This is a genomic window from Spirochaetota bacterium (assembly GCA_017999915.1).
In the GTDB taxonomy this organism is placed as follows: Bacteria; Spirochaetota; UBA4802; order UBA4802; family UBA5550; genus RBG-16-49-21.
The window spans coordinates 52,162-65,871 of the sequence record JAGNKX010000018.1 but is presented as its reverse complement, the minus strand read 5'-3'; the positions used below and the strand labels follow the sequence as shown (position 1 = coordinate 65,871).

Here is a 13,710-nt window from a genome sequence, read left to right as displayed (position 1 = left end):
TTGTGCGCGCAAACCCCGGAGCGGAGCTCCGGGGTTTGCGCGCAGCGATAACATTAACTGATAGTGCCCTTTTTTATCTCCAGACCGGCACGAACCAGCGCAGGAACCGCCTCGGGTCTGATCAGCATCTTCCGACATTATAGAGCGCCTCGATTTCAGCCTCGTATCTTTTCAATACCTCTTTCCGCTTGAGCTTGAAGGTCTGGGTCAGCAGGCCGTTCTGAAGAGTGAAACCTTCACTGAGGATGAGGAACTTCTTCGGCACCTCGTAGGAACCGAACTTCCCTTTCAGATGGCCGGTTATTTCTTTTTCAATATAGGCGCATGCATCCGGATGCTTCACCATCTCCTGCGGCTCGGCGGGCCACCTGTTCTGTTCCGCGATTTTTTTCATCACGGCGAAATCCGGGTACACGAGGCAGATGGTATAGGGCTTGTTGAGTCCGTATATCATGGTCTGCTCCACGACCGGCAGCAGCGTAATCTCCTCCTGCATGGCAACGGGAAACACGAATTTGCCGTTTTCCAGCTTGAACTGCTCCTTGATCCTTCCGGTGATATACATGAATCCGTCTTGATCGACAAAGGCCCGGTCGCCGGTGCGAAGGCCGCCGTCATCGGTCATGGTCGCCCTCGTCTCCTCCGGCTTGTTGTGATATCCCTTCATGACATTGGGGCCGTATATGACAAGCTCCCCTTCCCGGCCGTTGGGATCATCCTCGATGACGCTCCGGTCGATGAAGAGGGTCACCTTGTCGAGGGCCTTGCCGCAGCTGCCGATCTTGTACTCGCTGGGACTGTTCATCGTGCCTCCCGGGGAGATCTCCGTCATCCCCCAGGCCTCATATATGGGTATTCCGATATCGAAGAAGAATTCAGCTATGACAGGGCTCAGTGCCGCACTCGAACTTATGCAGTTCTTGAGGTTGTTACCGAAGCGCGCCCTGATCTTCGAGAAGACGATTTTATCCGCGAAAGCGAGCTTCATGTTGACGATGGCGCTCTTCTTCCCTTCGGCGGCAAGCTCCCGCCTCCGGCGCCCGGCGGCAACGCCCATGGTGAAGAGGGCCTTGGCCAGTCCGCCTGTTTCGTTCATGCGTGCGCACAGGCCGTCATAGATGCGGTTGAACACGCGCGGAACCGCGACCAGGAAATTAGGCTTAACCACGGCGATGTCATCGACGATGGTTTGGGGGCTTTCGGCGAAACCCGTTGATCCGCCAAGGCGCATGACCACGTTGAGCTCGCCGGTCTGTCCGTAGGAGTGGGCCCATGGAAGGAAAGAAAGCGTGCGTACGTTTTCATCAAGGACTTTGAGTATTTTTATGATGGCATGGGCGTTGCTCGTGAAATTCCCGTGGGTCAGAAGCACACCCTTGGGATCACCGGTCGTGCCGGACGTGTAAATGAGTCCCGCCACGTCATCGGGTCCGGGATGTTTAGCCTTCACCGGCTTTCCCTCTCCCGTCTTTTCCAGCTCATCCATGGTCCCCGGCCCCGTGCCTTCGATCCTGATCACTTTCAGCAAGGTTTTCACCTCGCCGGGCCACTCCTTGACCTTATCGAATATATCCTGACCCGACACAAAAAGCACTTTAACGTTACTGTCTTCAACTATATATTTCCAGATCTTGGGCAACTCGACCTTGTACATTGGCACGAACTTGGCGCAGAGTCCGTAGGTCGCGAAACACGCTGTCGCCCAGGCCACGCTATTATTGTCGATTATGCCGACTGAGTCGCCCTCGCCCACTCCAAGCGACGCCAGGCCGGCGCGCAGATTATCGATTCGTTTTGCGACCTGTTTGTAGGTGACCCATTCATAAACGCCGCTGCCATTCTTGGTCCCCATCCATTCCTTATCGCCAAATTTCGAGAGGGTCTCTTCGAACATCTCCACCAGATTGTCCGGCTTATCGAGGACATATGAATAGCGCTGCTTGGTTGTTTGTTCCATGTGCATCTTCCTTAATTTTTTTTAGTTTACGGTAATGATACCGTTTGAAAACGGCATATAGGGACCGCCAAACGGGAATAAACCCTTGGCGGCAAAGCAGATAAAGCCTGTTATACTAACCTTCGTAATTCTATCATTACATAATAAATGGGCGACATTAATACCGATATCAATTTCCGGAATACGTATCGTTGATCCGGTATAAAACGGCAAAATTCAACTGGCCCCCGACAGCAAAGCCGTTTTCCAGGCTCTTTTCCTTTTTGAGTGGATTGACCGGTATGACCGGCAACGACGGCACGCTCCGCGTATCCGCCCATCGCAGACTCAGCGTCGTATAACTGCTACTCTGAACCGCGTATCCCACCATGGCGCTTTCCGTGAGAGAAAGGGAAACGTAATCTCCCAGGTTAATATTCAATCCCACGATCAGTCCGAAGCCGGCATATCCCCCCATAAGTTTATCAGCGCCATGCGTTGTAAAGCTGAATGACAGTTCCGGCCCCAGCCAGAACCGTACCCATTTAGTTCGCACGACCCCGAATCCGAAGGCGTGGGACATGGTCAAGGATACCGGATTAATGCGCTGCTTTGACTTGTAAAAACGCGTCAGCACCAGCGGGATGGTAGACCCCGATACGGACAAGGGGATGGAATAAAAAACCGGCATGTTCCTGTAGCGAAAGCCATAATCTTTCTCGCAGCTGAAGGTAAAACGGTAATTTCTCAGCGAATCGCGGGCCATGGCGGTATCCAGAACAATGCCGCCGCCGCCATTGCCCACGGTATCATTTTTCCTGTTCCAGTACTGCATCGAAACGCCGCCGGTGCCGAATACGCCGATTCCCAGCGTGAATAGATTGTTGTCGCTTCTCCTTGTTTCCGCACCTCCGATCGCCTTCCCGGAAATATCGTCTTCCTTGAATTCAGGGGCCTTTTCGCCGGCCCTGAGAGTCCTGACGGCAATCTCGTTGCTCGGGGGCGATTCATAATTATCGTTGTCCACCATGCGAACCGTGAAGAAGTATTCCGTGTCCGGGTTATACGCGGTGATCATGGCGATGGCTTTGTTGGTTTTATCGACGGCGCGGTATTCCTCGCCTTTCCTCTTACTGTAAACGATGAACACCTTGATTGGCCCGTTGGGCCTGCCCCAGGTCAGGCGAATGCCCTTATCGGTTATTCGCCCGGCGAGCTTGCTCGGCCGCTTTTTTTCCGTACGGGCTATATCCACCTTGGCGATCACCTTCTCAACGGGTTCGTTGAGCCTCATCCGGATCGTATAGTTTTCTCGGGTCTCATTGACGATGAATCCCTCGAATGTTTCACCGCCGGCAAGCTGGATCATGGTCTTCGCCTGGTACTCGTCGGAGTAAAGCACGCGGAGGATATCACCACGGGGAATGAATTTCTGCCCTCTCCCCTTTAACTGCATCGTGACGCCGGCCCTGGTGTCTCCCGATATCTTCCCCTCGTATATCTTCCCGTCCTTGACAAAGACATGCTGGGCCTTCCCTTCGATCGCAGCAAGGCACACGGAGGCGATCACCGCGATCATGACCATTGTTTTAGCCGGATGTTTCATGCTTTTTTGTGCCGCCATGACTACTTGACCACCCTTGATTCTTTTATCTGTGTTTCCGGGATTGTAATGGTTCCGTCGGTCGTGATCAGAGTATAGTATTCTCCCCGGGAAACGATGGCTCCCTGTATGACCCGCCCGTCATACAACGTCACCTCGTCAATGCGATGAAATGCATCGAGAATCTCTTCAATGGTGCGGGTCTTTTTTACCATCAGCTTCTTTATTTTATCGTTCTCTCCCTGGCCTTTTTCCCGGGCCTTCTTGATTGCGGAATCAATTTCCCGCGGCGTCAGCTTCCCCGCATTGGGAATGACTGGAACAAGCTCGATATTCTCAAGCACCCGTTCTTCCTCTGCGCTCATGGGGCGCATCTTCATCCCGAGAGGAGACTGCCGTCCCTCGGCTTTCGCTTCCAGCTCCGCCACTTCAACTGCCTTGCCGGCGTCCGCAAGGATCTCTTCTTTCGAAACGGGAACCGCCTTGCCTGCAGGAACAAATCTTCCGGACCGGACGGCGACCTTTCCTTCACTAACCGCGACAAGGGTCCGGCCATTCATGGAGCTCACGCTGAACCTGGTCCCGCGCACGCTCGCGACCGCGGTCGGGGTTTTGACCGTGGCGTTGTTGGCGCCGGTCCTCAAGACCTTGGAGAGCACCTTGCCATTGTGCACGAAAAACTCGCGGTCGCCTGCGCTTAATGCCGACAGCTTAACCGTGCTGTTCTCGTCCACCTGGAGGACGTAATTTTCCATGAACTGTACGATTACCGCCGACTTTTCTCCGGTCGTAACGGTATCGCCTTCGGTGAGAACGTCCTTCACCTGAACAGGGGACAGCTTCCCTTCCGATGTCTCAACTTTCACGGTGCCCTGCTTGAACGTCACTATCCCGCTCTTTTCAGCCGGGGCGCCCCCTTTGCACTCATATAAAAAGAAGACCGATATGACCAGCATCAGTCGAATGGCTGTATTCAATGTCGATTTCATAGGGTTGCTCCTTTTCGAGAGGGTGGATCTTTTACAGTACATAACATACATCAAAAATAATGCAATTATAAAAACTGAATTTATTCATATCCTGCATATCACGGGTGCATAGCAGAACCAATTCTTTAACCTGCCGTTAAATTGTTGACTTCGCACCAGTATCTCAATATTATCAATAATCATTGAAGAATTGCTTTATATTTACAAGGAATCGCAATTAGCCGCGGTAGCACAAATGAGACGATACCTGATCTCGATAGTTATGATATTCACGGTGGCGCTCTTTTCAGTGGCCTTTACTGATTCTCCCGAATACGCGGGGAGCGGCCCGGTCCACGGCTTTGCGGACATCCACCTTCACCAGATGGCGGAATACGCCTACGGCGGGGCCTGGTTCCACGGGAGCCATCAGGGGCCGGAACATATTGCCCTGAAAAAATGCTCAGGCGGGGACGCGCTGGGCGGGGATCACGCCCGCACCAGGTTCGGTGTCCTGAACGAATTTCTCGGCATGGTTCCCGGCACCGACGGCGACACGGGATGGCATTTTCACAAGCGAAACGGTTATCCCTCGTACACGGGGTGGCCCCGGTGGAACACCATCGCGCACCAGCAGGTGTGGGAGGGCCACCTGAAGCAGGCCCATGAAGACGGGTTGACCCTCTACGTCATGTCCGCGGTGGATTTTACGCCATTATGCAAATGCATGCCTGAAAAGAACATTAAGCCCGGCTTGAAATGCGATGAGATGTCGAGCGTCGATGTGCAGCTCCAGGCCGCTATCGACTTTGCGGCGCGGAGAGACTGGGTGAAGATTGCGCGATCTCCCGGCGAGGCGCGGCAAATCATCAATTCCGGCAGGCTGGCCATGATCCTGGCCATAGAAGTCACCGGCCTGTTCAACAACGACGACTGGGCGGATCGCCTCGATTTCTATTACCGGCACTACCATGTACGCTCGATCCAGATGGCCCACCAGATGGACAACAGGTTCACAGGCGTCGCCCCGCACCATTTCATATTCAAGTTCTTCAAGATACTCGAAGACCTCGGCGAAGGCGATCGCCGTCCCGGGTTCGACCTGGACCGCGCCGGCAGGAACAGGCTCGGCCTGACCGAGGAGGGGAAACTGCTGGCGCGGGCCATGATGGAGCGGCATATGATCATCGACATCGCCCACATGTCCGAGCGCGCAGTCAAGGACCTGCATGATATCTCCAGAGAAATGAAATACTATCCGCTGGTCCTTTCCCACGGTCACCTGCGATCCATCATGATGAAGAAAAAGCAGAGGGAGGAGAAAACGACGCCGGACCATATCATCCGCATGATCAGGGAAACCGGCGGCATGATCGGCCTGCGGACCGGACCGGATCGGGTAAAGACCTATTCCGCGTCGGGAGTTCCCAACGACTGCGACGGCTCGACGAAGTCCTTCGCGCAGGCCTACCGGTACGGGACACGGGGCCTCAAGGTCGACATCGCCTTCGCCAGCGACTTCAACGGCTTCATCCAGCAGCTTCGCCCGCGTTTCGGCGGTAACTTTGAGACCTGCGGCGCCTCCGGCAATACAGCCAGAGTGGATAGCCAGAGGAAAAAGCAAACACGCCGGCTGGGATCCCCCCTCGACTACCAGGGATTCGGGCACATAGGCCTTGAAGGCGACATCATCCGAGAATTGAGAAATTTCGGGGTTGATACAACAGCTCTGGAGAATTCGTCGGAAGCCTTCATACGCGTGTGGGAGCGGTGTTATGACGAGGACCGGATCGGGCCCTTCGATACCGGCGATATGGACACGGGCGGAATAACCGATTAGGCCGGGCGCCGTTCCCTTCATTTCATGGTGATCATCATTCCGATTCCACGCAGTTTTTCTTGAGGCGCTTTCCTCGATACATGGCGTCATCGGCCTTGCGTATATTCGCGTCTATGCTCTGCGCGGAATCGTAGGCGGCGACGCCTATGGTGACCGTGATGGAAACCGGGATGCCCCCGCAATCAACCGCGACAGATGCGATATTGTGCCGAATTCGTTCCGCCGTCTGCCGGGCATCGCCAAGAGGCGTTTCGACGAAAAGAAGAAGAAACTCCTCCCCGCCCCAGCGCGCCACCATGTCCTCCTTCCTTATACTATCCTTCATGGTCCGGGCGACCTGTTTCAAGATCAGATCGCCGCATTCATGCCCGTGGCTGTCATTGATTATCTTGAAATTGTCCACGTCAACCATGGCGATTGACAGGGGACGTCCCGTTCGCCGGGATCGGGCCGTTTCCTGTTCAAGGCGCTCCAGGAGAAACCTCCTGTTGGCAAGACCTGTCAAAGGATCCATGCGGGCCATGATCTCCATCTTATCCAGGGCCGAAGCGAGCTTGCGATTAAGCTCCTCCAGCATGGCCGCGTCCTCAATGAGCTGCTCCTGCGCCTTTTTCAGCTCTATGTGCGTACGCACCCGGGCATGAAGCTCCTGGGGATAGAACGGCTTCTGGATATAATCGCGTCCTCCCACGTCGAATCCCATTACGATATCATCGGCCATTTTACGGGCCGTTACGAAAATCACGGGGATCCTCTCAGTCTCTTTCCTGGTTTTAAGCTCCCGGCACACGCCGTAGCCGTCAAGGCCGGGCATCATGATATCCAGCAGGATAAGGTCGGGGAGTATCTTTTCCGCCAGCCGCACAGTCTCATTGCCGTCGGCGGCGACGTAGATCTCGTAATCGTTTTTCAGAAATTCGCCCAGCATCCTGACGTTGGAGGGTTCATCGTCAGCTATAATGATCTTGTGTTTCATTTCATGTCACTTCCGCCGGGTATGGCCCCGCCGGCGTCTCTCAGTTTTTCAAGGGCCCCGCGGTAATCAAACCTGTTGACCATTGTTTCTATCTCCCTGATCGTATCGCTCCGGGCGCCTGGAAACCGCTTCTTGATTTTCCGGATCTGGTCCACGGCCCCGAAGCTGCGCTGTTCGAGAAGGGATGCAAGTATTGCAATGTCCGCATCCAGGTCCCGCCGGTCATCCCCGGGCATCTGTTCCTCTTCTTTAAAATAGGCTTCCATCCGCGATTTAAGGATCGGCCCGCTCTGAAGCACTTCCTCCATGGCCGATATGAACCGCCCGACATGCCCGCCGATCTCTTCGATCCTGCCATCGATGATGCATTCCTCCAGGGCCGCCGCCGTATCCATCGCCCTGATCGCCGCGACGGTGCCGGCCGCCCCGCGCATGCTGTGGGCGAACTTCCTGAGGCCGTCAGTGTCCTTCGATGCCATGAAGGAATCAAGGCGCTCCCTGACATCGGCGTACATATCGCAGAATTCCCTTATGATATCAGGAAGAATATCAGTTCTCCCGGAAAAATGCAATATCGCGTAATGGACATCGATGCCCGGCAACCCCATGATTAAACTCAGGTCATCAGGGCTCCTTTCCGTTTGTGTTGCCGGAACCGTGCCGTCGATGTGGGTCCGTTCGGGCATCCATTTCCTGCATATGGCGTAGAATTGGTCCGGGTCAAAGGGCTTTGACATATGGTCATTCATGCCCGCTTCAATGCACCGCTCGCGGTCTCCGCTCATGGCGTAAGCGGTCATGGCGATAATTGGCAGATCGTTATATTTAGCGTCAGAACGTATGGTCCGTGTCGCCTCAAACCCGTCCATTTCAGGCATCTGCACATCCATAAAGACGAGATCGTATATCTCCGATGCGACCTTCTGGATGGCCTCGACACCGTTCTCCGCTATGTCGACGGACATGCCGGTATCTTCCAGCATTCTGATAGCCACTTCGCGGTTTATGGCGTTGTCCTCCACCAGGAGAATGCGCCTCCCCTGGAACGAGGGCAGAGGGAACGCGGCGGAAGACCGCACGGCGGAGATTCGCGGCTTCGATCTAAAATTCATGACTTGGGAAAGCGCGTCAAGCAATGTGGAAGGGCTCACCGGCTTTGCTAGCAGCGCGTCAACCCCCAGCAGCGTCGTCTGTTCCTTCACTTCATCAAGATTATAGGCGGATATCATTATAATTGAGGATATGCCGCCAATGGCGGGATCATGCCGAATCCGCTGTATGGTCTCAATGCCGTCCATTACCGGCATCCTCCAGTCAATGATAAGGACAAGGGGGGTCGCCGATCCCCTTTCCTTGAGATACCTTATCGTCTCCTCTCCGGATTGCATCGTTATTACCGGGAAGCCCATTGTGCTAAGATATCCCCTGAGTATCTCCAGGGAGCCGAGATTATCATCCGCCACCACCACTTCCGGCTTTTCACCCGTGAATGGCTCCTTGTCAGGCACCGTCATGCGGCTGACATGCAGTGACAGGTTAAAGTAAAATTCGCTGCCTTCGCCCGCCCTGCTTATCAAGCCGATATCCCCGCCCATAAGCTCAACCAGGCGCTTGCAGATGGCAAGACCGAGTCCGGTCCCGCCATAGCGGCGCGTAATGGAGGTGTCGGCCTGGGTAAAGGACTTGAATATGGTCGCCTGCTGATCCTCCGTAAGACCGATCCCGGTATCAATGATCCGGAATTTTAACTTTGCAATATCAGGGTCGAAAATCCTGTTCTGCATTTCAATTTTCAGGGTTACCGTTCCCTTCTGGGTGAACTTGATCGCGTTATGAATAAGATTAAAAAGCACCTGCTGCATCCTGAGGGGATCTCCCTTCAGGCTGAACGGCACGTCCGGTGCGATGTAAAAGAGCAATTCCAGTCCCTTCTCCTCCGCTGCATAGGAGAGGGTATTGGCGATGGTCACCAGGATGTCATTCAGGTCAAAATCAATGGACTCGATCGCCAGCTTCCCTGCCTCAATTTTTGAAAAATCAAGGATATCGTTGATGATGCCCATGAGCATGCGCGCCGCGCCCTGAATTTTGGAGCAGTAATCGCGCTGAACCGGCGCGAGGTCGGTCCGCCCCATCAGGTGTGTGAATCCAATTATGGCGTTCATCGGGGTCCTGATCTCGTGGCTCATGTTCGCCAGGAACTCCGACTTGGCGCGGTTTGCGGCCTCGGCTTCCTCTTTCGATTTGACCAGCTCACGCTCCGCTACTTTCCGCGCCGTTATGTCCTGAACGCTGAACTGCAGCATCGTTTTACCCTTGTGGCGGAACGTCATGAGGTGCACCTCGCCGTCCCATACCTCGCCGTCGGGACGTTGGTGACGCCATTCGAACAGGTGCGAACCTTGAGACAGGGCCCGCTTGACATTCCATTGAGCGGCAAGTCTCGAATCGCTTCCATCATACTGGGTTGTTGTAGACATGTCAAGAGGGACTTTCCCGATCACTTCATCCTTACTATTCATTCGATAGATGCGAACCGCCGCGTCATTGCAGTCAAGGAACCGTCCGGTTTCAGGGTCCAGAACAATCAGGGCTATACGCGAATCGGAAAAGAGCACCTTGTTGTACGATTCGCTTTCCTTCAACGCCTCCTCGGCCTCTTTCCGCTCAGTGATATCCGCCATGGTTGTGAGCCAGCACCTGTCCGCGCCAACCATGATCGGATCGGCCGATAACAGGCCGATGCGAAGCGTGCCATCCTTGCGGCGGATCCTCATCTCCACGTTTCGGATGTTACCGTTTGTTTCGAACTCCCGGCGTACCCGCTCCCGGTCTTCATAATCCGCGAAGATGCCAAGCTCCTGGGAGGTCCTGCCGATCACCTCCTCCCTGGTAAATCCAAAGTTTTTGAGGAAAGACTCGTTGACATCCAGGTATATTCCGTCAGAGATACGCGAAATACCCATAAGAGTCGAATTGGTGTGGAAGGCGTGGGAAAACTTCTCCTCGGAAAGCTTGAGCTTTGATATATCCTTGGTGACGCCGAAGAGGGCCGGTCTGCCGTTCCATTCGCCCACCACCACCCGGGTTTCAACAGGTATCTGCATCCCCGTTTTTGTCATGACCGGAACGGGACACAGGTCGGCCTTTCCGTTCAGCATCGCTGTTATGATGGTCATGGCCTCTTCATGGCGGTCAGGCGGGTGCACCAGGAGAACACTCTGGCCCTGGAGCTCCTCGGGAGAATAGCCGAGCCGTTTAATGACGGTATCGTTCACGTGGAGGATCTTCCCTTCCATATCGAGTATGAATAGGAGGTCCTCGATGGTATTGAAGAACGTGGCAAAATTCTTCTGGGATACGGCCAGGGCTTCCTCGGCCTTCTTGCGCTCCGTGATATCGCGTCCGACCCCCATGATGCCGATGGGCTTTCCCGCCTCATCACGAATCACGGACATGGTGTTGTCGCTCCAGAACGTGCTTCCGTCCTTACAGTAGAATTCGAGCTCCATGGCGACCGTGATAGTATAATTGGGATCCCCCAGCATCTCCGGCGTCATTTCCCTGGCAATCACAGCCAGCGCGGCTTCCAGGGATGCCGGCGTCAGGTGCTTATCTATGGTTAACGACTGTAGCTCTTCAAGAGTAAAGCCTCGCTTGCGGCTTACTGACGGGCTTATGAAGGTTGTCTGGAGATTCATATCCATGAGCCATATGGTGTCGTCCATATTTTCCGTGATAAGGCGGTACTTTTCCTCGCTCTCCCTGAGCCTGTCGTCAGCGCGCTTCCGCTCGACGATCTCCCAGGCGATATCTGCAAGGTATTCCGTGACCTCCACGTCCTCTTTCGTGTAATCAACGGCCTTGTTGCCCACGCCCAGTATGGCCACGATGATGTTTCCCCTGAGGATGGGTACGACCAGCTCACGCACCACAGGCGCATGGCCCTCCGGCAGCCCCTTCCGGTTGGCAAGAGCGGCGTAATCGTTATGGATCACCGGCCGCCGCTCGTGGACGCAGTCTACCCAAACGCCGGCCTGGTCAATGCCATAATGGAGGCCCTTCCCCTCGGCCCGGCAGAACTCCCTGACCGTTCTGGTGGACCATGCCTGGAGAGAGAGAGTCTTCTGGTCCGGCTCCACGAAATGATAGAAACTCACAAGGCTGTCGGTCAGCGTTTCCACGATATCCAGCGTTTTCTGCAGCAGTTCATCAAGGTTATGTTCAACTGCATATTCCATCAGGTCGACCCTGGCGCGCATTATCATCTCCGCGCGCTTTGTAGAGCTGACATCGATGATGACGCCTCGTGTGCCCTTCGCCGGTTCGGCCGGATCGATCAGGCATGCGCTGACAACCATCGGAAAAATCGAGCCGTCCTTGCGCCTGGCCATGTGCTCAAGTCGCAAGATCGGTGATGCCGGCTTGATGCTCTTCCTTATTTCTACTGCATCATCCCGAGAATCTGGAGATAGCATGTCAAAGGTCGTGATGTTGCCGCTCTTCAATTCATCCAGATCATATCCGAATATTTCGGCGGCGGCGCGATTCGCGTAGGTTATTTTGTACGAGCCGTCGGATTCATAGACGCCGACGGGGAGCAGGTCCACCAGGTCGCGGAACCTCTTTTCACTCCGCTCGATCTCCTCGTTTCGAAGGGCAAGCCGTGTCTTTTCCTCGGCAAGCTCTTCCGTCCGCTCATCGACCCTGATCTCAAGGCTTTTGCTGAAAGCCTCCAGCTGATGGGACATTATTTCCATTTGATCGCGGGAACGTGAAAAACGAAGGGCGATTATGTATGCCTGGCACATGGTAAAGGCAAGGAATCCGAAGGAGACGATGTTCGGCGACTGTATGATATACAGTGTGCGGAGAATATCGTTTACCAGGGCGGCGATGGGGATTGCGATGCCGAGGATGAAAACCACCGAGCCGTCCCTGCCCTGTTTCACGGCCCTGGCGGTGATCAATACCGTTAAAAGGACTGAGATCGCAAATACGCCGTTATACCAGTCTATGGCATGGTGGAAGATCCGGGCCGGAGTGACCAGCGCGAACAGGGAAAACAGGAATCCCGGTAAGATGAATAGAGCTCTCAGCTTCCGGGGACTTTCAGCGGGGAATATCTCGAACAGGTACAGGAGGAACAGCGGCACGGGCAGAAAGATAGTGAGAACATCCATTTTTAAAAAATACTCAAAAGGTACGGCAGGATAGGCCGTACTGAGCAGCCTTTCCCCGACGAGCATCCCCCGCACGCCGAGAATAATGCAGAACAGGCTGAAATAAAGGGCTGAATAGTCGCGGCGCCGTATCATGAAAAAACCGAGATGGTACAAACCGATAAGAATCATGCCGCCGAGCATAAAATATTCAAGAAAGGCCTCGCGTTCCCAGGCTTTGTGAAGGGCCGGCTCGGGTCCCAGCTGGATATCCCTCGTCAGGCCTCCTCCCTTGTACACATAGTTGGAAACCTCAACGACCAGATCCAGCGTATCCCCGGCTTCAGGAAGGGAATAGACGCGCGGTTCAAAGCGCCAGTCATCGGACCGTCCGTCCGTGGTCACTGTCCCGACACCGCCGATCCTTCGTCCATTGGCATAGAGACTGTAGGCCGTTTCAACATCGGGAAACCGAATCGCGAGATTTGAGACTGACGCCGGCAGTTTAATTTTCAGGCGATACGTTCCGTAGCCATGGCCGGAAAGCGCCATGCCGTTGACAATGCTGTCTCTCCATCGGTCAGGAACCTTTATGAAAGACGGCCCGGTATCGGGAGATACTTCAGTGTGCAGTTTCTTCCAGTGAAATTCCCATTCGCCGGAGAGTATGGCGGCGCCGTTCCCGGTAAAATCATACCCACGAAGGTCGATTATCCCACGGATGGCGCGGGGATGTGCGGGGTCAGAGCCGCGGGAAGGAGCGCAGGCGCCCATTATCAACAATGCAATCGTAAGACCAATGCGGGCAGGCCAGGAATACACAACAGCACGGCGATTACAATGGGCCATCATATGACAATCATTCGCTTTTTATAGATATGTCAGCAATCCTTACTTATGGCATTCTCTATACAATATAGCACTATCTATTAATAATACAATACTAAAAATATTACTTGCCAGTAATTTTTATTGAATTGCGCGAAAACCTCAGGAGTTATGTTCCGGAGCTGTAAGCCTGAAATTATTATGCCTTAAAAAAAGAGTCATCACTGGCTCGAGCGATGAATTGTGTATAAGGAATCGCTTTCATGAGGATTATTATGTCAGTTAGGTGAACATCATCGGAAAGGGGATAACCATCGATGGTCCGGTTATCCCCATTCATGGAGAGATCATACAATAATTCATCACTTCCGCGGTGATATTCAGAGCGCATCCCAAA

6 protein-coding genes are annotated in these 13,710 nt (G+C 54.2%); 1 reads left to right on the top strand and 5 read right to left on the bottom strand.

All coding sequences use genetic code 11. The annotated features are described in order from the left end of the window. Positions 1–121 precede the first annotated feature (121 nt). The 3 genes from KA369_21200 to KA369_21190 all read right to left on the bottom strand — a co-directional run bounded on the left by KA369_21200 (position 122) and on the right by KA369_21190 (position 4,528). On the bottom strand, positions 122–1,957 hold the full coding sequence (locus KA369_21200) for a long-chain fatty acid--CoA ligase (protein MBP7738505.1): 1,836 nt from the start codon (positions 1,955–1,957) through the stop codon (positions 122–124). Between the two features lie 169 nt (positions 1,958–2,126). Then, positions 2,127–3,560 carry a fibronectin type III domain-containing protein gene (locus tag KA369_21195; protein ID MBP7738504.1) on the bottom strand — a complete coding sequence of 478 codons (1,434 nt, stop codon included), beginning with the start codon at positions 3,558–3,560 and terminating at the stop codon, positions 2,127–2,129. A 2-nt stretch (positions 3,561–3,562) separates the two neighbouring features. After that, positions 3,563–4,528, bottom strand: a complete 966-nt coding sequence (locus KA369_21190; protein MBP7738503.1) for a FecR domain-containing protein — start codon at positions 4,526–4,528, stop codon at positions 3,563–3,565. Between the two features lie 235 nt (positions 4,529–4,763). Here KA369_21190 and KA369_21185 point away from each other — a divergent pair, with 235 nt between their 5' ends. Next, on the top strand, positions 4,764–6,347 hold the full coding sequence (locus KA369_21185) for a membrane dipeptidase (GenBank protein ID MBP7738502.1): 1,584 nt from the start codon (positions 4,764–4,766) through the stop codon (positions 6,345–6,347). A 34-nt stretch (positions 6,348–6,381) separates the two neighbouring features. Here the strand turns inward: KA369_21185 and KA369_21180 are convergent, their stop codons facing one another. Both KA369_21180 and KA369_21175 read right to left on the bottom strand, forming a co-directional pair. After that, complete coding sequence (locus KA369_21180) at positions 6,382–7,323, bottom strand: diguanylate cyclase (GenBank protein ID MBP7738501.1); 942 nt, start codon at positions 7,321–7,323, stop codon at positions 6,382–6,384. Then, positions 7,320–13,259 carry a PAS domain S-box protein gene (locus KA369_21175; protein MBP7738500.1) on the bottom strand — a complete coding sequence of 1,980 codons (5,940 nt, stop codon included), beginning with the start codon at positions 13,257–13,259 and terminating at the stop codon, positions 7,320–7,322. The genes KA369_21180 and KA369_21175 overlap by 4 nt, the downstream gene beginning before the upstream one ends. Positions 13,260–13,710: the final 451 nt, after the last annotated feature.